The organism is Methylobacterium durans (assembly GCF_003173715.1).
In the GTDB taxonomy this organism is placed as follows: domain Bacteria; phylum Pseudomonadota; class Alphaproteobacteria; order Rhizobiales; family Beijerinckiaceae; genus Methylobacterium; species Methylobacterium durans.
Window position 1 is genome coordinate 6,399,447 of record NZ_CP029550.1, and the last position, 22,227, is coordinate 6,421,673.

Sequence of the window (22,227 nt, forward strand, 5' to 3'; positions counted from 1 at the left end):
AGAAGGTGGCCGGAGAGCAACGAGGCTCGCGCCGGAGCGGGCTCGGCCAAGCGGGAGACAGCCGGCATCATGCAGGACACCTCACGGCCTGCCCCGAACCCGCGCTCCTCGACCCGGAAGTCCATGTCGAGAGTTTCCGGCAGGCCCGCGAGGCGCGGCGCCTGGAACTCGTGGAGGATTACGTCGAGCTGATCGCCGATCTGATCGGGGATGGCGGCGAGGCGCGGCAGGTCGACATCGCCGCCCGCCTCGGCGTGGCGCAGCCGACGGTGGCCAAGATGCTGAAGCGGCTGGCCGAGGACGGTTTCGTGCAGCAGCGGCCCTATCGCGGCGTGTTCCTCACGGAGGCGGGGCAGGCCCTGGCCGAGCAGAGCCGCGAGCGCCATCGCATCGTGGAGCGTTTCCTGTGCGCGCTGGGCGTCAGTCCCGAGATTGCGCGACGGGACGCGGAGGGTATCGAGCACCACGTCAGCGGCGAGACGCTCGAAGCGTTCCGGCGCTTCGCGGAGGCGCATTCGGACGCCTGAGGCTTCCTCACCCCGCTCGCGCCCGGATGGATTCGGCCCGACCGCGATCGACCAGAATCTCGGCCGGCGTCGGGTGGCTGAGGAAGCCGGTCGGGCTCGCCGTGAGAGCGTAGGCGCCCGATTGCAGCACCGCCACGAAATCGCCCGCTCTGAGGTCCGGCATCGGTGCGGACCGGGCCAGAATGTCGAGCGGCGTGCAGAGGGGGCCGACGACCGAAGCGGGCGTCCGGGCGGCACCCGCCTCCTCCGCCACGGCGACGACGGGGTAGTCCCGCTTCACGATCTGGCCGAGATTGCCCGAGGCGGCGAGGTGGTGGTGCATCCCCCGTCTGTGATCACGAACCGGCTGCCGCGGGAGATCTTCACGGCCCGTACCCGGGCAACGTAGATGCCCGCCGGACCGGCCAGGAAACGGCCGGGTTCCAGCACTATCCGCGCGGGGGCGAGCAGCGGATCGGAGGCGACGCGCGTGCGCAGATGCCCGAGCCCGTCCCGCAGGGCCGCGAGGTCGAGGGCGGCGTCGCCCGCGAAATAGGGGATTCCGAGGCCGCCGCCGAGGTCGATCGTCTCGAGGGGCCGCTTCGTGCGGGCGCCGAGGCGGGCGGCGAGGTCGAGGCCATAGGCCCATTGTGCGAGGAGCGTCGCGGCGCTCAATCCTTGCGTGCCCGCGAAGAGGTGGAGGCCGCAGAGGTGCAGCCGCGGCTCGGCCTCGACGCGGTCGACGACCGCCTCCAGTTCCTCCTCGTCGAAGCCGAAGGGCGAGGGCTTGCCGCCCATCCGCATCGCCCCGCCCTGCGCGGCCGCGCCGGGGTTGATCCGGATCGCGACCCGCACCGGCCGGCCCGCCGGGGCGGCGTCCGCCACGCGAGCGATCTCCTCGTCGTTCTCCAGATGGATCTCGCCGATGCCCCCCGCGACGACGCGGGCAATGTCCGCGTCGGATTTGCCCGGCCCCGCGAACAGGATCCGATCCGGGGGTACCCCTGCCGCGAGGGCAACGTCGAACTCGGCAGCCGAGGCGATCTCGGCGCCGGCCCCCTCCTCCCGGAAGATCCGGATCACGGCCGGGTTCGGGTTCGCCTTCACCGAGTAATCGACGCTGGCGAAGCCCGCGACGGCCTGCGCCAGCGCCCGGTAGGATCGGCGCAGGAGCGCGGCGTCGTAGACGAAGAGCGGCGTGCCGTGGGCCTCGGCAAGCGCCCGCAGATCGAGCCCGCCGACATGCAGGATGCCGTCGATCCGCGAAAAATTCTCCGCGATCAGGCGCGCGGCGAGGTCGGGGTCGTCCGTCTCCGGCATCGTCATCGGCGCTCCGCGACGAGGCGCTTGTAATCGACCTTGCCGTTCGGCGTCACGGGAAGCCGCGCCACCGTCTCGACGGCACGCGGCACCATGTGAGGGGCGAGCTTGGCCCGCGCGATCAGCAGCACCTCCGCTTCCGGCAGGGTCGGGTCGGCCGCGACCGCCACCGCGTGGACGCGCTCGCCGAGACTCGGATCCGGCAGGCCGATGACCGCGACCTGCCGGAAGGCCCCCGTCTCCATCAGGGCGGCCTCGACCTCGGTCGGGCTGACGCGGAACCCCTGCGTCTTGATCATCGCGTCCTCGCGCCCGAGGAAGGTGAAGAAGCCGGCCTCGTCCTCCACCACGATGTCGCCGGATCGGCAGACGATCCCGCCCTCCCGGAAGGGGTCCGGCACCAGCACGCGGGCGGTGTCCTCGGGCCGGTTCCAGTAGCCGAGCGAGACTGTCGGCCCGCGGTGCATCAGGATGCCGGGCTCGCCGGGCCGCGTGCGCCCGCCCTGCGCGTTCACGGCGAAGATCTCGGTCTCGGGGATCGCCTGTCCGATCGAGTCCGGCCGTGCGTCGATCTCCTCGGGGGGCAGATAGGTGGAGCGGAAGGCCTCCGTCAGCCCGTACATCAGGACGATGCGCGTGTGCGGCAGGGCCCCGCGCAGGCGCCGCACGGTCTCGACGGGCACCGCGCCGCCTGAATTCGTGATGTAGCGCAGCGACGACAGGTCGGCCCGGGCGAGGCTCGGCGCGGCGCGGGTGAGGAGAGCCCACAGGGTCGGCACGCCGGCGAGTCCGGTGATGCGGTGGCGCTCGAGGGCGCGCACCACCTCGTCGCCGAAGCGGAAGCTGAGGAGCACGCAGGCCGCACCCTGCTCGACGCTCGTGAGCAGCTGGTTCAGCCCGTAATCGAACGACAGGGGCAGCACCGAGAGGATACGCTCGTCCGGCCCGATGGCCAGGTAGGTCCGCACGATGCGGGTCCCCGCGATCAGGTTGGCGTGACTCAGCATCACGCCCTTGGGCAGGCCGGTCGAGCCCGAGGTGTAGAGGATCGCGGCGAGGTCCTGCGGATCCGCGCGGGGGATTGGCGGCGCCCCGCCCTCGAACGGTGCGTCGAGATCGCGGATCACGCGCAATCCCGGCAGGTCGTCGAGGGCGTCTCCGAGTCCCGCGTCAAGGTTGTCGTCGGTGAGGAGTGCCGCCGCGCCGCAATCGGCGAGGATGTGGCGCACCTGCGGCGGCCGAAGGCTCGGGTGTATCGGCACGAACACGGCGCCGGCCCGCGCGATCGCGAAGACCGCGACGCATTCGGGGATCGATTTCGGCAGCAGGATGCCGACCCGGTCGCCCGGCCGGGCGCCGGCCCCTGCGAGGCGGGCGGCGAGCGCGGCCGTCCGGGCCCGGAAGGCGCCGTAGGTCAGCTTGCTCGCACCGTCGATGATCGCGACGCGCTCGGGCGCGCAGGCCGCGCCGTCGAGGAGGTCGTGCAGGAGGATGGGTGAGGTCATCCCGGCGAGCCCGGACCCTGTTCGGACCGAGGATGCGGCCCGCGCCGCGTCAGGTCAGGACGCGGAACGGGAGGGACCGTCCGTCCGGGACGATCATGCGGCGGCATGCTCGAGTTGCGTGCGCGTGGCGTCGACCTGGCCGGCGATGTAGCGGGCGAGCGCATCGACGCTCTCGAAATTCTCGAGGCCGAACGCCTCCTCCCCGATTTCCACGCCGAAGCGCTCGCCGAGGTCGAGCACGAGGTCGAGCACGCCGATGGAATCGAGGGCGTCGCTCGTCACGAGGGAGGTCTGCCCCGTCACGGCCCCGGGCGCGAGGCCGGGATTGCGGCCGGCGATGAAGTCGAGGATCGCCTCCCGCACCGCTTTCGTCTGAACCAGCACCGTGTTGTCTCCCCCGCGATTCCGGACCGGGACCGCGCGCCATATCGATCCGAGACCGAAAAGTCCATGACGCCTGAATGACGGCCGAATGCGGACGCAATCAGGCGACGACGGCTTCCCGCACCGCGCGGATCTCGTCCGCTGCCTTCTCCGGCATCGGCTCGTCCTCGGGCACCACGTCGACCTCGACCTTGAGCTTCTGCGAGCCCGAGGCCGAAACGATGCCGTCGATGGGCGAGACGTCGCCGTAGTCGCGACCGCGCGCGACGACGATATGGTGATCCCGCACGCCGACGCCATTGGTCGGGTCGAGACCGTGCCAACGTCCGTCGCACCAGAGCGCAACCCAGGCGTGGCTCGCATCCGCCCCGCGCAGGCGCGGGCGGCCGGGGGGCGGCGTCGTCCGCAGGTAGCCGCCGACATAGGCGGCGGGCAGGCCGAGGCCGCGCAAGGCGGCGATCATGATGTGGGCGAAGTCCTGGCAGACGCCGGCCCGCAGGGCGAAGGATTCGGCGAGCGGCGTCGCGACCGTGGTGGCCTTGGAATCGAAGCGGAAATCGGCGCCGATCCGGTGCATCAGCGCGACGGCGCCGCCGTAGGCGCTGCGCCCCGGCGGGAAGCTCGCCCGGGCGTAGTCCGTCACCGCGGGCACCAGCGGCACCCGCGCGCTGGGGAACAGGAAGTGGGCCGGCGCGTCGGGCCCGAGGCTGGGCTCGGCGAGGGCGGCCTCGCGAACCGCCTCCCAGGACGGGCCGGATTCCGGCTCCGGCAGGGGCGGCCGCTCCACCCGCACGCGGGAGACCGCCTCGACCCGGAATTCGGTATGGGGCGTGTCGAGGATGAAGGAGACCGTCTCGCTGCCGAAATAGTCCCGGCGCAGGGTGCGGGTGCGCGGCTCGGGACCGAGCGAGACAGTGCTCTCCAGCACGGTCTGCCCCTCGCCGTCCTGCGGCCGCAGGCGCAGCGAGCAGCGGGCGAAGCGAACCGGCCTGCGGTAGCGGTAGGCGGTCAGATGGCGCAGCGTGTAGATCACGCGAGTCCCACGAGCTTCTCCGGGCGCAGGCCCTGGGGCCCGTTGGGGAAGTACCGTCCCGCGACGGCATCGGCGAGGCGCTCCAGGTCGCTCTCGAGCCGCGCCATCGCGACGCCGTCGAGGTCGGCCGCCTCGCAGCCCGCGAACTCGGCGCGAATCCGGGCGGCGAGCCGCCGATGCGACTCCGGGATGCCGTCCGCCGACAGCGCCGGAAGGTCGTCCAAGTGGCGCAGGATCGCCTCAACCTGGAAGGCGACCGAGCGCGGGTTGAAGGGGTCGAGGAGCACCATGTCGCGCACCGGCTCGAGGGCCACGCCCTGCATGTAGCGCGCCCCGTAGGTCACTTGCGAGTCGCACAGTGCCAGCATCACCCCGAGATCGTCCGCGCTCGCCTCGTCGCCCGCGAAGCTCATGGCGAAGGAGCAGGTGTTGATCGCCCGCTCGATCCGGCGCCCGAGATCGACGAAATGCCAGCCCGCAGCCCGGCTCATGTTCTCCTGGGTCAGGCCCGAGAGCGCGGCGATGTGGCTCAGCGCCCGCTCGGCCCGGCCGAGGAGTTGCGCCTCGGCGAAGTCGCGGCCCTCGTCGAGGGCGAGGAGGTCGGTGAGGTCGGCGAGCACCCGCCACGCCTCGCCGGAGAGGCGGGTGCGCAGTGTCGCTGCGTTGCGGCGCGCCCGCTCGACATGGGCGCGGGCCGAGCCGTGGATCTCGCGCCCGATCAGCGCCTCCTGCGCGAGCGCCGCGGTCGGTAGGCCGGGAGCGCTCACCGCCCCCCACTCTGCCAGGATCGCGCGGAGGCGCTGGGCGGCCGGGGCCCGAACATCGCCCGTGATGTCGGTGACGACGGCCTCGCCGACGCTGACGAGATGGGCCAGGACGAGGCGGATCACCGCCTCGGCGCGCTCGGCGTAGCGGCCGAACCAGAACAGGCCGTCGGCCGCCCGCGACGGCAGATGGCCGGCGATGCGCCGCACCCGCGGCGCGCCCTGCAGGGCCGGAGTCGGTGCATCGACGGGCGTGTCCGACAGGACCCAGACGTCGGCGGACCGGATGCCGAGGCGCATCTCGATCGGGTCGACGTCCGGGCGCTCCGAGATCCGGCAGAATCCGCCGGGCAGGACGCGCCAGCCCTCGGGCGTCGCCGCCGCGAAGACGCGCAGGGCGAAGGGCCGCGGCACGAAGCGCAATCCCGCATCCGTTCGCTCCCAGCCCGGCATGGTCGAGAGCGGCGCGGGCTCCTGCCCCACGTAATCGAAGGGCCTGTCGCGCAGGGCCTCCAGCACCCGTGCCCGCTCGGCCGCGATCGTGGGCGGGGCGAGGATCGCGTCGCGCCCCGCCCCGCGGGTCGGGGTGGCGGCGGGCTTCAACGTCAGGCCGTCGAGGTGGTCGCGGACATGGGCGAGCCCGTCCGGATCGCCGCACCACCAGGTGCGCGGACTCTCGAGCCTGAGATCCTCGCCGGTGAGCGCCCGGGCGATCCGCGGCAGATAGGCGGCGAGCGCGCCCGACTCGACCATGCCGGAGCCCGGCATGTTGCCCATCACGAGGCTGCCGTTGCGCAGCGCGTCGATCACGCCCGGGATGCCGAGGCGAGAGGCCGGATTCAATTCCAGCGGGTCGAGGTAATCGGCGTCGATGCGCCGCCAGAGCACGTCGGCGCGCTTGAGCCCGGAGACGGTGCGGACGTGCAGGCAGCCGTCCTGCATCACGAGATCGTCGCCCTCGACGAGCATTAGGCCGAGATAGCGAGCGAGCGCCGCCTGCTCGACGTAGGTCGAGGAGAAGGGGCCGGAGGTCAGCAGGCAGATCCGCGGCTCCGAGCGCTCGGAGCCCGCGGCGAGCGCCTGCCGGAAGGCCTGGAAGAAGGCGGGCAGGCGCTCGACATGGAGGTCCTGGTAGAGGTCCGGGAAGGCGCGGGTCAGCACCATCCGGTTTTCCAGGGCGTAGCCGAGGCCGGAGGGGGCCTGGGTGCGGTCGGCGAGCACCCGCCAGCGCCCGTCGGCGCCGCGCCCGATATCGGCGGCGTAGAGCTTCAGGTAGCGCCCGCCCGGGGGCGCCACGCCGTGGAGGGGGCGCAGGAATTCCGGGCTGCCCGCCACGATTGCGGCCGGCAGCAGGCCGTCCGCCACGAGCCGGCCCGGACCGTAGACGTCGGCGAGAATCGCCTCCATCAGCGCGGCGCGCTGGACGAGCCCCTCGCTCAGGGCCCTCCATTCGGGCGCGTCGATCACGAGGGGCAGGGAGCCGAGAGGCCAGGCGTGCTCCCGCTGGTCGCCGTAGATCCGGTAGGAGATGCCCGCATCCCGGATGTGCCGCTCGGCCGAGACGAAGCGGGCCATGATCTCGCGCTCGGGCAGGGTCCCGAGCCGGTCGAGCAGCGAGGTCCAGGCGCCGCGCGGACGCCCGTCCGCATCGAGGAACTCGTCGGGCAGGCCGGCCTGCGGACGATAGGCGCCAATCCAGCGGGCGAGCCGCTCGGACACGCCCTCCCCGTCCGCTGACCGGCCCGCGCTCATCGGGGCGCCGGCACGCGCAGGTCGAGGGTGAGGGGGAACTCGGGGTTCACCTCCTCGCGGGGCATCGCGACCCGGCCCGGCGTGTGGCCCTGGGCCTGGAAGCGGGCGAGGCGACGCCCCTCCGCCTCGTAGGTGTTGACCGGGTAGGTCTCGTAATTGCGCCCGCCCGGATGCGCGACGTGGTAGCGGCAGCCGCCCAGCGAGCGCCCGCTCCAGGCGTCGAGGACGTCGAGGGTGAGGGGCGCGTGGGGAGCAATCGTCGGGTGCATCGACGAGGCCGGCTGCCACGCCTTGAAACGCAGGCCCGCCACCGCCTCGCCCGCCGTGCCGGTGCCCGTCATGGGCAGGCGCCGCCCGTTGCAGGCGATGACGTGGCGGCCCGGCACGAAGCCGCCGACCTTGACCTGCAGGCGCTCGACCGAGCTGTCGACGTAGCGCACCGTGCCACCGATCGCCCCCTCCTCGCCCAGCACGTGCCAGGGCTCCAGCGCCTGTCGCAGCTCCATCGTGACGCCGCCATGCTCGACCCGGCCGAAAACGGGAAAGCGGAATTCCCGCTGCGCCTCGAAGGCCGCCGGATCGAACGCGTAGCCGGCGTGGGCGAGGTCCTCCAGCACGCCGAGGAAGTCGGCCCAGAGGAAATGCGGCAGCATGAAGCGATCGTGGAGCGCCGTGCCCCAGCGGACACAGCCGCCGACCTGCGGCTCGCGCCACAGCCACGCCACCAGCGCGCGCAGGAGGAGCTGCTGGGCGAGGCTCATGCGCGGGTCCGGCGGCATCTCGAAGCCGCGGAACTCGAGGAGGCCGAGCCGCCCGGTCGGCCCGTCCGGCGAGTAGAGCTTGTCGATGCAGATCTCGGCCCGGTGGGTGTTGCCGGTGACGTCCACGAGGATGTTGCGGAAGATCCGGTCGACGAGCCAGCGCGGGATGTTCGGATCGTCCGGCGCGGGCACCTGCGCGAGAGCGATCTCGAGCTCGTAGAGGCCGTCGTGGCGGGCCTCGTCCATGCGCGGCGCCTGGCTCGTCGGGCCGACGTAGAGACCCGAGAACAGGTAGGACAGGGACGGGTGGCGCTGCCAGTAGAGGACAAGGCTCTTCAGGAGGTCCGGCCGGCGCAGGAAGGGCGAATCGTCCGGGCTCGCGCCGCCCATCACGACGTGGTTGCCGCCGCCCGTGCCCGTGTGGCGCCCGTCGATCATGAACTTCTGGGCGCCGAGCCGCGTCTCGCGGGCCTCCGCGTAGAGGTCGCTCGTGATGCGCACGGCCTCGCGCCAGGTCGCGGCCGGATGCACGTTGACCTCGATCACGCCGGGGTCGGGCGTCACCTTGATCACGTTGAGCCGCGGATCGTAGGGCGGCTCGTAGCCCTCGATCTGGAGGGACTGGCCGATCTCGGCCGCGGATGCTTCCAAGAGGCCGAGGAGTTCGAGGTACTCGTCGGCCCGCTGCACCGGCGGCATGAAGACGTGGAGGATGCCGTCCCGCGGCTCGACGGCGAGCGCCGTGCGCACCGCCACGCCCGTGATGCCCGCCCCGTTCCGGGTCGCCGCGCCCGGATGATCCTTCGATTCGGGATGGTCCTTGGGCAGGCCCGCACGCGCCTCCAGCGGGTCCTGCGGCTGGTAATAGGGATAGTGCTCGGGCGGCACGTGCGGCAGCGAGCCGAGCGGGAGGCGGAAGCCGAGCGGCGAATCGCCCGGCGTCAGGAAGGCGTGGCCCCGGCGGAAATCCCAGGCTTCCGAGATCCAGCACCGGTCCGCCCCGCCGTCCTTGCCGGTCGGCAGGCTCGCGAGCGGCAGCACGTAGCCGGCCGGCTCGCCGAGGCCCCGCTCGAACGTGCGCCGCATGCGGGCATCGTCCTCGGCGTTCGGCAGCATCGGCTGTTCGGCCCTGACGTTCACGGGCAGTTCCGCTTCCTTCTCGGACCAGTATTTCGGGTCCTCGAAGGCCGGGAGCACGTAGTCGGGCAGTTCGAGCCGGCGGGCGAGGCCGTCGATCAGGGCTTTGGCCTGCTGCGCCGTCGCCTCCCGCGGGCCGTCCTCGGCGGCGATCAGCGCGTCGTCGCGCCAGACGGGCTCCCCGTCCCGCCGCCAGTAGAGGGCGAAGGCCCAGCGGGGCAGGCTCTCGCCGGGGTACCATTTGCCCTGGCCGTAATGGAGCATGCCGCCCGGCGCGAAGCGGGCGCGCAGGCGCCGGATCAGCTTGTCGGCGAGCCCGCGCTTGGTCGGGCCGACCGCGGCGGCGTTCCATTCCGGGCTCTCGAAATCGTCGACCGAGACGAAGGTCGGCTCGCCGCCCATGGTCAGGCGCACGTCCTGCGCAGAGAGATCCGCGTCGATCCGGTCGCCGAGCCTGTCCATCGCAGTCCAGACCGCGTCCGAGAAGGGCTTGGTGATGCGCGGCGCCTCGGCCACGCGCGTCACCGTCATCTCGAAGCCGAACTCGACGCCGGCCGGCTCCGCGAGACCCGAGATCGGCGCGGCGGCGCTGTAATGGGGCGTGGCGGCGAGCGGGATGTGGCCCTCGCCGCAAAGGAGGCCCGAAGTCGCGTCGAGGCCGACCCAGCCAGCACCCGGCAGGTAGACCTCCGCCCAGGCATGGAGGTCCGTGAAGTCCGTCTTGGTGCCCTCCGGCCCGTCCACCGCGGTCGTGTCCGGCACGAGCTGGATCAGGTAGCCCGAGACGAAACGGGCGGCGAGGCCGATCCGGCGCAGCACCTGCACGAGGAGCCACGCCGAGTCGCGGCAGGAGCCGCTCCCGAGCTTCAGCGTCTCGGCCGGCGCCTGCACGCCCGGCTCCATCCGCACGCCGTAGGCGACCTCCGAGCGGACGAGATCGTTCAGGGCGACGAGGAAGGAGACGGTCCCGCTCTCCCCGGCAGCCGCGCGAGCAGGGTCTCCATCTCAGGGCCGTCCGCGTCCTCGGGCTGCCGGTAGGGGGCAAGCTCCGCGGAGAGGTCGTCGGCGTAGGCGAAGGGCCAGGTCTGGGCGTAGTCCTCCAGGAAAAAGTCGAACGGATTGATCACCGACAGGTCGGCGGTGAGGTCGACCTCGACCTTCAGCTCGGTGGTCTTCTCGGGGAAGACCAGTCGGGCGAGCCAGTTGCCGTTCGGGTCCTGCTGCCAGTTCACGAAATGGTTCGCGGGCGTCACCTTGAGGGCGTAGGCCGGGATCTTGGTCCGCGCATGCGGCGCCGGGCGCAGGCGCACCACCTGCGGCCCGAGGGCGATCGGTCGGTCGTAGCGGTAATGGGTGACGTGGTGCAGGGCGGCTTTGATCGACACGGGCGCTCCGGTCTTCGGGACGGTGGCTTCGGGGCCGCCTCAGGGCGACGGGACCGGATCCCGCCGGGAATCATCCCGCGAGGATAGCACGGGTGGACCCGTCAAGGCGGTCCCGCAGCTGGGCAGGCCGGGGCGAGGGAGCGTCAAGCAAGTTCCATGCAGCCGAGGCGCCCACCGTCCGCCGCCCGTTCCTTGCCGAGGCGCGCCTGCCGGGGCAAGGCCCTCTCGGCGGCGGGGAACTTTGACGGGTGAGGCGCCTTGTCGCTCGATAGGGCGGCCGGGGCGCGCCACCGGCCGTCTCCCGGAACTCGTCATGAAGATCTTCCAGTGCCAGGCCTGCGACCAGCCCGTCTCGTTCGAGAGCACGGCCTGCGAGAGTTGCGAGCGCCGCCTCGGCTACGTCTGCGAGGTGCACGAGGTCTCGGCGCTGGAGCCTTCCGAGCCCTTCGCCCACCAGCAGGCCGAGCGGGCGCCGACCTTCCACGCCTACGCCCATCCGGCCCGCAAGGTCCGGTTCTGCGCGAACGCGGCCTACGGCGCCTGCAACTGGCTGGTGGCGGAGGATTCGCCCGATCTCTACTGCACCGCCTGCCGCCACAACCGGGTGGTGCCCGACCTCGCCGTGCCTTGGAACCTGGCGCGCTGGCGCCAGATCGAGGCCGCCAAGCACCGAATGTTCTACTCGCTGCTGCGCCTCGACCTGCCGTTGCCGACCCGTGCCGAGGATCCGGCCGGCCTCGCCTTCGATTTCCTGGTCGATCCGGCCGAGAGCTTCCTGATCGGGCCGCCGATCCTCACCGGCCACCTCGACGGGCTGATCACCCTCAACATCGCGGAGGCCGACGACGTCGAGCGCGAGCGCCGCCGCCTCCTGTTCGGCGAGTATTACCGCACGCTGCTCGGCCACTTCCGCCACGAGATCGGGCATTACTTCTGGAACGTGCTGGTGCGCGACGACCCGAGCCTGTGGACCTTCCGGTCCCTGTTCGGGGACGAGAGCCAGGATTACGGCGCGGCGCTCCAGCGCCACTACGCCAACGGCGCTCCGGGAGATTGGGAGGAATCCTACGTCTCGGCCTACGCGACGAGCCACCCCTGGGAGGATTTCGCCGAGACCTGGGCGCATTACCTCCACATGGTCGACACGATCGAGACCGCCTCCACCTTCGAGCTGCACGTGCGCCCGCGCCTGCGCCACGGGCCGGCAGAGCCCGTGGTGATCGACTTCGACCCCCACCGCACCCCGGATCTCGGCCGGCTGATCGAGGCGTGGCTGCCCCTCACCTACGCGGTGAACTCGTTGAGCCGCAGCATGGGCCAGACCTCGCTCTACCCGTTCAAGCTGACGCCGGCGGTGATCGCCAAGCTCGCCTTCGTCCACGAGCGCATCTACGCCGTGCGCCGGCAGGATTCGGCGCTGCCCGGCGCGGAGGCCGGCGCCGACATCCTGAAGGCGGTGATCGCCGGCCTGCGCAACCCCGTGGCGGCGCCGAACGTGTGAGGCGGCTCGGGCGTTGAGGAAGTCCCGGGCCGCGACCGGCCCATCGAGCCGCTTTCCATCGAGCCGCTTGCCGTCGAGGCGCTTCCCATGCCGAACGCATCGCCGAACGCGACTTCCGATCCAACCCTGTCGGCCTACAACGCGAAGCGCGACTTCTCCCGCACCGCGGAGCCGCGGGGCCGGCTCGGGCGGCGCGAGGGCCACCGCTTCCTCGTGCAGAAGCACGCGGCCCGCCGCCTCCACTACGATCTCAGGCTGGAGCTCGACGGCGTCCTCTTGAGCTGGGCCGTGACCCGTGGCCCGAGCCTCGACCCCGCCGATAAGCGCCTCGCCGTGCGCACCGAGGACCACCCCGTCTCCTACGCGGATTTCGAGGGTACGATTCCCGCCGGCCAGTACGGGGCCGGCACCGTGATGCTGTGGGACCGGGGCCGCTGGTTGCCGGAGGAGGATCCCCGGCGGGCCTGCTGGCGGGACGCCTGCGCTTCCGGCTCGACGGCGAGCGCATGCGCGGGGATTGGATGCTGATCCGGATGCGGGGCAAGGCGGGGGACGCCCGCGAGAATTGGCTCCTGCGCAAGCTCGAGGACGCGGAGGCCCGCACGGATGTCGACCTGACTGAGGCGCACGGCGCGAGCGTCGCGAGCGGCCGCACGATGGAGGAGATCGCCGGCACGGCGAAGCCCGTCGAGCCGGCCGCGCCGCGGGCGGGGGCCGCCCGCACGAAGCCCGCCGCGTCCGAATCTCCAGGAGCCCGGCCGGCAGGAAGCGGGGCATCCGGGACCTCGCTCCTGCGCCACGGCGTGCGCATCACCAGCCCCGACCGCGAGCCCTACCCGGAGGCCCACGTCTCGAAGCGCGACCTCGTCGCCTATTACGAGCGGGTCGCGGAACGGATGCTGCCGGGGATTCGGGGGCGGCCCCTCACCCTGATCCGCTGCCCCCGCGGCGTCGGCGAGCGCTGCTTCGTGCAGCAGCACGCCGGGGCCGGTCTGCCCGACAGGGTGCGGCGGGTCCGGCTGCGGGAGGCAGCGGGCTCGGTACAGGAGCACGTGGCCGTGGACGACCTGCCCGGCCTCCTCGGCCTCGTCCAGATGGGCGTCCTGGAGTTCCACGGCTGGGGGTCGCGGGCGGGATCGATCGCTTCGCCCGACCGGCTCGTCCTCGACCTCGATCCGGACCCGACGCTGCCCTTCTCGGCTGTGGTCGAGGCTGCGCGGACGATCCGCGAGCGCCTCGCCGCCGACGATCTCGCCGCTTGGCCGATGCTGTCCGGAGGCAAGGGCATCCACGTCGTCGTGCCCCTCCTGCCTCCCGTGCGCTCGGGCTGGCCCCGCGTCGGCACCTATGCCGAGGCGGTGGCGCAGGCGCTGGCGCGCGAGCAGCCGGGACGTTTCACGGCGAGCGCGGCAAAGTCGCAGCGGGATGGCCGGATCTACATCGACCACCTGCGCAACGCGCGCGGCGCCACGGCGGTGATGCCATTCTCCACCCGCGCCAAGCCCTCGGCGAGCCTCGCGATGCCGCTGTCCTGGGACGCGCTCGCCGAGGTCGACGCGCCGCAGGCCTTCACCGTGCGTCGCGTTCTCGATGCGGGCCTGCCGGACCTCGCGGGTTGGGCGGACACGCTGCAGGCGCTGCCGGGCCCCTCGGCCCGGGCGAAGGCGAGGTCGGTATCGGGCTCGGGAACACTCGCGGGATCCTGAGGTTTCCCGAAGGCTGGGTGGCATTGGCGTTGCCGCCCGGCGGGCCCTCTACGGGCGTTTCCTCCCTCGACTCGGGCCGCTCCTCGGAGCGGCCTTTTTCTTGGTCCGGCCGGCGCGGCGCCGGGCGTCGTGCCGGCCGGGTTCAGGCGGGATAGTGCGGCATGCCCCCCGCGCGCCGGGCGGCGTCCCGCGCCTTGGCGTCGGCGCGCTGCTCGGCCGCCTCGGCTGCGTCGATCGTCTCGCAGGGTTCGGCGGTCGCCCGCGAGGCGCAGCGGCGGCGCAACTCGTCGAGTTCCTCCTCGGTCAGGCTCTCGATGCCGATGTAGCGGTTCTGGGCGGCACTCACCCGGATCAACTCGTCGAGCTTGGCCTGAATCGCGGCGCCGTCACGGTTCTGGGTGTTCTGGATCAGGAACACCATCAGGAAGGTCACGATCGTCGTGCCCGTGTTGATGGTGAGCTGCCACGTATCCGAGTAGTGGAAGAGGGGCCCCGTGACGGCCCAGATCAGGATCACGCCGATGCTGAGCGCGAAGGTGACCGGCTTTCCTGCGCCGCGCGCGACGTTCGACGCGAATTCCGTGAATTGCTTACCGGGAGACATGAGACGGCCTCGGAACGCGCACCGGGCGCTGCTGCCGTCCTAACGGCAAGCGGCTCCAGACGGTTCACGCGGAGGCCGCCATGCCCGGCGCGGCGGGCCGCAGCGCATTGCGTCGCCCGCCGTCAATGGGTGCGGGCGTCAGGATGCCCGCAACACGGATCGGTCGCGCGGCGCCTTCAGCTCGAAGATCTGATCCCAGCGCATGCGAAACAGGATTTCGCGAAGACGTTGCACATCGTTTCGACTCGGATGCGAGGCCTTGGTCTTGATTTCGGACAGAAATGCGCGGTCTTTATCTGTCATCACGCTTCTCGAATACGCGAGGGAGCGTCAGGGTATAGCCATCAGCGCTGCTGGCAAGCCCGCGATCCCTGACAGCAGAGCGGGGCTGTAAGCGGCGTCATCCAAGCCTTTGTGCGATCTCGCACTCCGTTCGTCGCCGAGCCGGCTCACTATCCGGGCTTCGGCGAGCGCACCCGGTCCCCGCGGCCGCGGCGCGCAGCCCCCTCGCCACGCGGGAGCGTCTTGAGTTTGACACGGATGTCCGCGGTCGCGCGCGCCCTGAGCTGGCTGATGCTCGCCGCCCTGGTGGTCGTCACCGTGGCGCCGATCGGCTACCGGCCGGTCTCGACGGCGCCCATCTCCGTCGAGCGCTGCGGGGCCTTCGCCCTGTTGGGGTTCCTGTTCGCGTTCGGCTACCCGCGCTGGCGCTGGCAGGTCTTCGTCCTGACGCTCGCCGCGGCCGGCCTGCTCGAGATCCTGCAGATGCTGCAGCCGACGCGCCACGGCCGCGTGGCGGATTTCGCCGTGAAGGCGGCCGGCTGCGGCCTCGGCGGCCTGGCGGCCCTGGCGCTGGCCTACTGGCCCGGCGCCTCGGCGCCGCCCGACGGGCGCGGGTGACGCGGCGTCAGGAGCCGGCCTGAACCATGTGCCGGGGCGCCGGCATCACGGGTTCGGCCAGCATCGTCCGGCTGCTGCCGCAGCGCGGGCAATGCTCGAAGCGCGAGGATGTCTGCGTGCTCCAGCCCCGCGACCTGAGACGTTCCACGAGCTCCGGCGGCCATTCGGCGGGTTGCCACGCGTGGATACCGAACCAGCAGCGAGGATCATGCGTCATGACTGCCTCCCGATCAGGCTCAGAGTCTAGTACTTCGTCCGCATAGTAAATTCGCTTTCGCTAATTTCCACGTCGATCGTCTGCGGACGCGGGTCATAGAACCCCGACGATATTCCGGATCGCCGTGACGGCGAGCGCCTCCGATCTCGACGGCTGCACCGATTCTCTTCCAGGGGGCCGTTTGCGGCTAATCTTCCTCTTGGCGCCGCCGATGCCGCCTTGCGAGGGGTCGCCCGCAATGCGGCGGATGTGTCAGTGCGTTCGTGTGCGCCACGTCACTACGAAACAATCGTGGCCGTGGCACGAAACACCCGCGCAATCGCAGGCCGCTACGAGATGCGCCGCCGGCTGAAGGACAGCCGCAGGAGAGGCAGCGATGGTCACCGATCTCCAGTTCCGCCGCATGTGCATCGTCGTCTTCGCGATGGGCCTCGTCACGGCGCCGCTCCTCAACGCCCTCCTGCCCTGACAGCGTGGCCGTTTCCCCCGCCCGCCTTAGGTAATCCGGACAGCCGATCTGACCGGGAGCGGCGGGGGCCGGGGGAACGCATGTCGAAGGACCAGAACCGCTACGCGCCGCGTCCTCCGGAGCTTCTGTCGCCCTGGCGAACGGAAGCGCGGGTGCGCCTGCAGGCGGAGGCCCGCACCTTCGCCCGCGACGTGGTGCTGCCGCTGGCCGACGAGCTCGACCGGCGCAAGGCCGAGATGCCGCGTTCGCTCATCGACGCGATGGCCGAGAAGGGCTGGTTCGGCATCACGATCCCGTCCGAGCATGGGGGCCTCGGCCTCGGCGTCTTCGAGTATTGCCTCGTCTCGGAGGAACTCGCCCGGTCCTGGCTCTCGGTCGGCAGCATCCTCGCCCGCGGCCAGGGCCTCGGCACCCAGACGCTCGCCGATTCGCGCCGCCTCGACCTGCTGCGGAAATCCGCCCGCGGGCGCTGGATCGGCAGCATCTCCCTCTCCGAGCCGACCGCCGGCTCCGATCTCGCCGGGGTGCAGACCCGCGCCGTGCGGGACGGCGACGAATGGGTTCTCACCGGCACCAAGCGCTGGGCGGGCTTCGCCCAGGCCGCGGATTTCATCGAGGTTCTGGCTCGGACTCGCGACCCGGAGCCCGGCGAGCCGCGCTCGGCCGGGCTCGAACCCTTCCTCGTGGTCAAGGAGCCCGGCACCTTCCCGGAGGGCATGACGGGCCGGGTCATCGACAAGATCGGCTATCACGGCTTCCTGACCTTCGAGCTCGACCTCGACGGGGTGCGCGTGCCCGAGAGCGACCGCCTGACCGGGCTCTACGGCGACGAGGGGGCCGACGCCGATTCGGGCGGCTTCGCGGCTGTGCAGCGGGGCCTCAACATCGCCCGGGTCCACACGGCGGCCCGGGCAGTCGGGGTCGCCCGCGCGGCGGTCGAGGACACGCAGGCCTACCTGCAGGAGCGCGAGCAGTTCGGCCACCCGATCGGCGACTTCCAGGCGCTGCGCTTCGCCCTCGCCGACATGGCCGCCGAGGTGGCGCAGGCCCGCGCCTTCTGGTGCCAGGTCGCCCATCTCCTCGACCAGGGCGAGGCCGCCGAGAGCGAGTCGGCGATGGTGAAGCTCCTCGCCACCGAGATGGCGGTGCGGGTGACCAATCAGGCGATGCAGCTCCACGGCGGCAACGGCTACACCACCGAGCGCCGGGTCGAGCGCTACTGGCGCGACGCGCGCCTCACGACGATCTTCGAGGGGACGAGCGAGATCCAGCGCCGCATCGTCAGCGACCGGATGCTGCCGCGACCCTGACGCGACCTCCCGCCGGGCGCCCGGCCTTCCCAGATGGCACGGCCCATCGCGAGGAAATCCATGCACGACAACTCGGAGCGCAGCCGGTTCGAGCTCGACATCGAGGGCCATACCGTCTTCGTCGATTATCAGCGCCGGGAGGGGCTCCTCGTCATCCGCCACGTCTACGCGCCGCCGCCCCTGCGCGGCACCGGCGCGGCGGACCGGTTGATGCACGCGGTCGCGGCCTCGGCCCGCGCGGAGGGGCGGCGGATCACGGCGCTCTGCGGCTACGCCGGGGCCTGGCTGCGCGCCCATCCCGAGCACCGCGACCTGCTCGTCTGAATCGGCACCCGGCGCGGCGGCGCCCGGGCAGGGCGTGCGGGCGGTCGCTACTGCACGAGCACCGCCCGATCGCATCGGACGCCGTCGACGCTCAGATCCGCCCTGCCCACCCGGATGCCGAAGGTCCGGAGCACGTTGTCCAGTACCTGATCGAGGATCGGAGCCGCATCCGTCAGCGCCGCCCGGATGCCGCGCTGGAGATCCGGCGTCGAGACTCCGAGACCCAGCGCCCTGACGTCCAGGTCCAAGCTCGCCAGGAGGCTGCCCACGGCCGAGTGCACCATCTGCTGCGAGGAGACCGTGCGGATCACGCGGTTGGCGATGTCCGCGTCGCTGAACGTGACGGCCTGTGCGAAGGGCGTACCGACCGTCGCCCGGGCCCGGCCCTTCACCGTCGCGAGGGTGAGGGCCGACAGGATCGTCGCGGGGGCGGTCAGGTCCGGCGCGGCGGTCCTCGGGTCGAGCGCGCTCTTCGCGACCTCCGCGATGGCGAGGTCCAGCACGCCCGGCCTCGCATCGAGGTCGACCCGTCGCTGACCCGCGTCGGTCCACGGACAGACGACCGATCGGAGGGACGCCGTGGCCTGGGCGGCCTCGGCATAGAGCGGGATGGTCAGTTCCGCGAGGCCCCGCGGCGCAGTCAGGCTCGCCTCGATCAGGAGCCGGATCTGCGCGGTGCGGACCGTGGCGTTGGCGCTTCCGGGCTCGACCCAGCCCGAACTCTGGCGCGGCTCGCCGAGAGCGAGCGTGACCCGCGTGCGCAGCAGGCCCGGCACGCCGGCGCCGAGGTCGACGGAGACCTGCTGCGCGTTGTTCGCGATCGACGCGGCCGCCGACAGGACCGGCATGAGGCGGAGGTCGGGGCCGCGGCTGCCGCGGCCCGGCGACAGGGCCGCCGCGTCGCCCAGGTCGACGACCCGACCGACCGCGAACGCGTTGCCGCCCGCGCGCACGCTCCGCGACACTTTGGCGAGGGCGGATGCGGCCGCGCCGCCCTCGATGCCGCCCACAACGACGCGCAATCCGGAGAGGATCTGGCCGAGCGTGGCCTGGGCTCGCACCACGTCGGCGTAGGTTGCCGCCTCGAGGTTCAACTCCGCCGCCAGCGCGTCCAAGAAGCGGAAGGCGTCGATGCGCGCTGGCGCGAGGGCGTTGTAGTCGGCCACGCTCAGGCTGAGCGTCGTGCCGAGCATGGCACCGAGCACGGCGTTGACGATGCCCGCGTCGAGCGCAGCCAAGCCCGATCCGACGCTGAACGAGGCGAATTGCGCGGAGGCGGCCGTGCCGGACGTGCGGATCGCGAAGGCGGCCGGCAGCCCGAGGGCGCGCGAGAAGGTGGTGCGGGCGCTCGTCCGGAGCTCGACGCGCACCGCGTTGGCCTGAGCGGTCGCGGCGGTGAACCGGCGCGACACGGCGGCCGATCGATCGCCGACGTAGCGGCCGCTCTGCACCGTGATGTCCGTGGCCGCTCGGTAGCCGTTCGCCGCGAGGGACTGGCGGGCCACGGTCTCGGCATCCGCGGGTTTGGCTGCAGCCAGGATGGCCGCCAGATCGACCGCGCCCTGGGCCCGCCGCTGCGCCTGGAAGAGCGCCGCGGCATCGATGCCGAGGGCGCCGGCGGCAAGCAGGCCCGCGAAGCCGAAGGCCGTCACGAGGGCGACGGATCCGCGGCAGTCGCGGATGGCGGGCAGGCGCGTCATCAGAGGCCCCCGCGCCGGACCGTGACCGTGCTGCTGACGAGATTCTGCGGGATGGACACGATCCGGGCGAGACCAGTCAGGCCGAGTCGTCGCGTGTCGAAGCGCAGGGTCACCGCGTAGAGGCTCGGATCCGCCGTATCGAACCCGACCGTCACGTCGACGCTTCCGGGCGCGAAGATCGCGCCGTGGGCGAGCGCGGTGTTGACCCGTTCCCGGGCGAGGTCGCGCCGCTCCTGGTCCGTGATGCCGGCAATGCTCGCGCGCGCGGCCTCGCCCGCGATCTGACGCAGGGTATGCAGCGCGCCGAGATAGAGACCGAACGTGAGGATGGCCGCGATCAGTGCAACCAATACTGGCATGATGAGCGCGAATTCCACGGCAGCCGTACCGCGGCAGCAATGGGCGCGCACAATCTGTCGAGACAAGCGTCTGTCGGCGCGAAGCATAGGATGCCCCGTAGCGGTTGCATGTGAAACCTAGAGTTTCAAATGAAGCGTACGGAACTTAATGAGGTCTTAAAATTCTGATTTTCTCTCTCGGAGTCGACGGCGAAAATTTCTCGTCATCTAGGAATTTTGTATTCACTAATTGCGTGCTTAGATACAGTTGAACGTATCATCTCTGGCTCATCGTGACGGCGCGGCTTTGATCGTGAGGCGGCAGCGATCTCGGTGGCGCGCTCGGCCCGCTCGGCGATACAACCAAACGCTGCGTTCGCTCCGGCGCTCAGGACGGTCCGTCGATCGCGCCTTGCTGCTCAGAAGCTGTAGCCGACCCTGAGCCGCATCTGGTGCCGGTCGAAGTTCGCGAGGTCGAGGCCCTCGGGGCCGCCGCGCTCGCGACCGGCGACCTGGAAACTCCAGGCGAGGGAGATCCAGGCATGGGACGACAGGCTGGCGTAGAGGGTCGGCCCGAGATAGGCCGCCTGGCCGCCGAGCCGACCGAGGGCCAATCCCCCGTAGGCCCGGGCGTAGCGCGCCTCGCCGCCGAGGAAGAATCCGGGCCGGACCTGATAGGCCAGCGCCCCCGCGACCTCCAGGCCCGAGCCGTGGACGGCCGGCCCGACCTCCGTTCGTGTCGAGGCGAAGCCGAAGCCGGCATTGAGCGCGGCCACCAGCCGGCCCGGCACGAGTTCCCGGTCGGCGAGGAGGGCGACGTCGGTGCCGTAGCTGCGGGCCGGTCCGCCGGTGCCGGAATCGACCCCGCCGTATCCGGGCACGACGCTCAGCGTCAGGCCGAAGGGCGCCGTGCGGCGGTCGAGTAGGCGCAGGCGGGTCTCTAGGAATCCACCGTTGAAGCCGCCGCTGGTCCGGGCCGGCACGCCCATGTCGTAGGCGTTGAAGGTGAGGCCCGGCGCGAGCCGGAAATCGGCCGTGAGCGGCATCTTGAGCGCGAGGCTCGAATCGATCGCGAGAAAGCGGCCGAGCCGGCGGCCGAGGCGCCCCGTCGTTTCCCATTCGAGTTCCACCTCGCCCGGCACGCCGAGATCGCTGCCCTCCGCGAAGCCGAACAGGTGCTCGCTGTCGATGCCGCCGGGCGTCAGGTTCTCGATGGCGGTCGGTGCGGTCTGCGCGATGGCGGCCGCGCTCACGAGCCCGAAGGCCGAGCCCGCGACGCGTGCGGCGTCCCGGAGACGTCGGAACAGCACAGCAGACATGGTAACCCCTTATCTTTATAGCTTATGCTATATCTGATAGGCGGGGCTGTTGCGTCAGGTCAAGCGGAGCTTGCGTCCGGCGGACCTGGGCCAGGGGGATATCTGCCAAGCGGGTCTGCGGTCCCGGATCGTCGGCTGGAGGCTTGCTTCAGCGCGGCAGGAGCCAGGCGAGGGAGCGCGCGAGGCGGGCCGTCCCGTCGCGCTCGAACCAGCGTCCGTGGCTGAAGATCACCCGCACGGGTTGGAAGCCGACGAGCCGCCGGGCCGCCTCGGCGGGCGCGCGCCCCTTGAGCTTCACCGCGAGCCTCAGATAGGCCGGCGCCCGGCCCGTCGGCGCCGTCACGCGGGCGAGGCGGGCGAGGGGACGCATCGGCGCGGGCAGCCGGTCAGGCTCGAGGTTCTGGACGAGATCCGTCAGCAGCAGGGTGCGCGAGGCCCGGTGGTGGAACGCCACCTCCCGGAAGCCGGCAAGACCCGGCACCACAACCTGCGTCAGGTCGCGGGTCCAGTCGGCCGGCGCGGTCTCGGGCAGATCGAAATCGATGCGCAGGCCCGACTTGCGGACCTGGGCCCGGTCGCGCAGGCCCGGCGCGGCCCAGACGCGCGCCTCGGGGCAGTGGCGCTGCCAGGCCTCGACGAAGGTCCAATGCGCGCTGTTAGGCGCCACGAGGTGGCGGATCGGCCCGAAGATCTCCAGCGTCTCGTGCAGATCCGGGTCGTAGCGCGTCGGGGAGTGGAGCCAGAGGCCTCCGTCGGAGAGGCGCAGCACCGTCATCCGCACCGGCAGCGGCATGCCGAGGACGCGCAGAGGGCCGCTGTCGACGATCCAGATACCCTCGTCCACGGGCTTCGGAACGTCGAGGGGCGGGTAGGCCGGCTCGACCCTTCGAGGTGACATGAGCGTCTCCTCCCCCGCCCCGATCGATCGTCAGTAGCGCTCGTAGCGATCGTAGCGGCGTCCGTAGCCGCGATCGTAACCGTCGTAGAAGCGGCGCGGACCCACGTCGCGGGAGGAGCCGCAATAGTTCAGGCCCTCGTCGTAGCAGACGCTCGGCGGCCCCGGGATGTAGCGGCCGCCGCGACGGCAGGAATAGCCGCACATTGCGACCGGCACGGCGCCCGAGGCGAGCCCCTGCCCAGCCTGAGGAAGGCCGGGAGCGGCCCCGGCGGCACCGAGCCCGGCGATCAGCAGGCCCGCCGCCAGGAACGAGGTTGTGAGCATGGTCTTCATGGGTCCCTCCATCCGTTCACCCGAGGACGGGTGCGGCCTGTCCACGCCGGCAACCTGAGCC

General features: G+C 71.7%; 18 protein-coding genes and 3 pseudogenes. 7 read left to right on the plus strand and 14 right to left on the minus strand.

The features are described from left to right. The first annotated feature begins 5 nt into the window (after window positions 1-5). Window positions 6-527, plus strand: a complete 522-nt coding sequence (gene mntR, locus DK389_RS30015) for a manganese-binding transcriptional regulator MntR (protein ID WP_335645508.1) — start codon at window positions 6-8, stop codon at window positions 525-527. Window positions 528-534: 7 nt separating this feature from the next. On the opposite strand, the pseudogene DK389_RS30020 reads toward mntR, so the two are convergent. The 6 genes and pseudogenes from DK389_RS30020 to DK389_RS30045 form a co-directional block, all read right to left on the minus strand. Further along, a pseudogene (locus DK389_RS30020) lies at window positions 535-1,826 on the minus strand (type III PLP-dependent enzyme). A gap of 2 nt (window positions 1,827-1,828) precedes the next feature. Beyond that, a complete protein-coding gene (locus DK389_RS30025; protein WP_109895278.1) occupies window positions 1,829-3,331 on the minus strand; it encodes an AMP-binding protein in 1,503 nt (500 codons plus the stop codon). A 93-nt stretch (window positions 3,332-3,424) separates the two neighbouring features. After that, window positions 3,425-3,715 carry an acyl carrier protein gene (locus DK389_RS30030; protein WP_236960444.1) on the minus strand — a complete coding sequence of 97 codons (291 nt, stop codon included), beginning with the start codon at window positions 3,713-3,715 and terminating at the stop codon, window positions 3,425-3,427. A 100-nt stretch (window positions 3,716-3,815) separates the two neighbouring features. Next, complete coding sequence (locus DK389_RS30035) at window positions 3,816-4,748, minus strand: transglutaminase family protein (RefSeq protein WP_109895280.1); 933 nt, start codon at window positions 4,746-4,748, stop codon at window positions 3,816-3,818. Then, entirely contained in the window at window positions 4,745-7,264 is a 2,520-nt protein-coding gene (locus DK389_RS30040) for a circularly permuted type 2 ATP-grasp protein (protein ID WP_109895282.1), read from the minus strand. The genes DK389_RS30035 and DK389_RS30040 overlap by 4 nt, the downstream gene beginning before the upstream one ends. Further along, window positions 7,261-10,547: pseudogene (locus tag DK389_RS30045) on the minus strand (transglutaminase family protein). The gene DK389_RS30040 and the pseudogene DK389_RS30045 overlap by 4 nt, the downstream one beginning before the upstream one ends. A 313-nt stretch (window positions 10,548-10,860) precedes the next feature. Between DK389_RS30045 and DK389_RS30050 the strand changes: the two are divergent. The 3 genes and pseudogenes from DK389_RS30050 to ligD all read left to right on the plus strand — a co-directional run bounded on the left by DK389_RS30050 (window position 10,861) and on the right by ligD (window position 13,754). Beyond that, window positions 10,861-12,048 carry a zinc-binding metallopeptidase family protein gene (locus DK389_RS30050; protein ID WP_109895284.1) on the plus strand — a complete coding sequence of 396 codons (1,188 nt, stop codon included), beginning with the start codon at window positions 10,861-10,863 and terminating at the stop codon, window positions 12,046-12,048. An 87-nt stretch (window positions 12,049-12,135) separates the two neighbouring features. Next, window positions 12,136-12,719: pseudogene (locus tag DK389_RS34770) on the plus strand (DNA polymerase ligase N-terminal domain-containing protein); the annotation flags it as partial. Next, entirely contained in the window at window positions 12,705-13,754 is a 1,050-nt protein-coding gene (ligD, locus tag DK389_RS30055) for a non-homologous end-joining DNA ligase (protein ID WP_418292088.1), read from the plus strand. The pseudogene DK389_RS34770 and the gene ligD, both read left to right, overlap by 15 nt. A gap of 142 nt (window positions 13,755-13,896) precedes the next feature. Here ligD and DK389_RS30060 read toward each other — a convergent pair whose 3' ends face one another. Beyond that, the gene (locus tag DK389_RS30060) at window positions 13,897-14,358 is read right to left on the minus strand and encodes a low affinity iron permease family protein (protein WP_109895286.1); all 462 of its coding nucleotides are present in this window, start codon (window positions 14,356-14,358) and stop codon (window positions 13,897-13,899) included. Between the two features lie 138 nt (window positions 14,359-14,496). Further along, window positions 14,497-14,661: a hypothetical protein gene (locus DK389_RS33215; RefSeq protein ID WP_162560961.1), complete on the minus strand. Its 165-nt coding sequence runs from the start codon at window positions 14,659-14,661 to the stop codon at window positions 14,497-14,499. Between the two features lie 237 nt (window positions 14,662-14,898). Here DK389_RS33215 and DK389_RS30065 point away from each other — a divergent pair, with 237 nt between their 5' ends. Then, on the plus strand, window positions 14,899-15,258 hold the full coding sequence (locus DK389_RS30065; RefSeq protein WP_109895288.1) for a VanZ family protein: 360 nt from the start codon (window positions 14,899-14,901) through the stop codon (window positions 15,256-15,258). A gap of 7 nt (window positions 15,259-15,265) precedes the next feature. Here DK389_RS30065 and DK389_RS30070 read toward each other — a convergent pair whose 3' ends face one another. Then, on the minus strand, window positions 15,266-15,475 hold the full coding sequence (locus DK389_RS30070) for a hypothetical protein (RefSeq protein ID WP_109895290.1): 210 nt from the start codon (window positions 15,473-15,475) through the stop codon (window positions 15,266-15,268). Window positions 15,476-16,024: 549 nt separating this feature from the next. Here DK389_RS30070 and DK389_RS30075 point away from each other — a divergent pair. Next, a complete protein-coding gene (locus DK389_RS30075) occupies window positions 16,025-17,254 on the plus strand; it encodes an acyl-CoA dehydrogenase family protein (protein WP_109895292.1) in 1,230 nt (409 codons plus the stop codon). Between the two features lie 60 nt (window positions 17,255-17,314). Continuing rightward, window positions 17,315-17,578 (plus strand): GNAT family N-acetyltransferase, encoded by a 264-nt coding sequence (locus DK389_RS30080; RefSeq protein WP_109895294.1) that lies wholly within the window; start codon window positions 17,315-17,317, stop codon window positions 17,576-17,578. Window positions 17,579-17,625: 47 nt separating this feature from the next. Here the strand turns inward: DK389_RS30080 and DK389_RS30085 are convergent, their stop codons facing one another. The 5 genes from DK389_RS30085 to DK389_RS30105 all read right to left on the minus strand — a co-directional run bounded on the left by DK389_RS30085 (window position 17,626) and on the right by DK389_RS30105 (window position 22,166). Continuing rightward, window positions 17,626-19,278 (minus strand): TadG family pilus assembly protein, encoded by a 1,653-nt coding sequence (locus DK389_RS30085; protein ID WP_109895296.1) that lies wholly within the window; start codon window positions 19,276-19,278, stop codon window positions 17,626-17,628. Continuing rightward, on the minus strand, window positions 19,278-19,724 hold the full coding sequence (locus DK389_RS30090) for a TadE/TadG family type IV pilus assembly protein (protein WP_109895298.1): 447 nt from the start codon (window positions 19,722-19,724) through the stop codon (window positions 19,278-19,280). Before DK389_RS30090 ends, DK389_RS30085 begins: the two co-directional genes overlap by 1 nt. Before the next feature lie 311 nt (window positions 19,725-20,035). Continuing rightward, window positions 20,036-20,935 carry a hypothetical protein gene (locus DK389_RS30095; RefSeq protein WP_236960452.1) on the minus strand — a complete coding sequence of 300 codons (900 nt, stop codon included), beginning with the start codon at window positions 20,933-20,935 and terminating at the stop codon, window positions 20,036-20,038. Between the two features lie 148 nt (window positions 20,936-21,083). Next, window positions 21,084-21,833 (minus strand): DUF4336 domain-containing protein, encoded by a 750-nt coding sequence (locus tag DK389_RS30100; protein WP_109895300.1) that lies wholly within the window; start codon window positions 21,831-21,833, stop codon window positions 21,084-21,086. Between the two features lie 30 nt (window positions 21,834-21,863). Further along, window positions 21,864-22,166, minus strand: coding sequence for a hypothetical protein (locus tag DK389_RS30105; RefSeq protein ID WP_109895302.1), 303 nt, complete (start codon window positions 22,164-22,166; stop codon window positions 21,864-21,866). Window positions 22,167-22,227 lie beyond the last annotated feature (61 nt).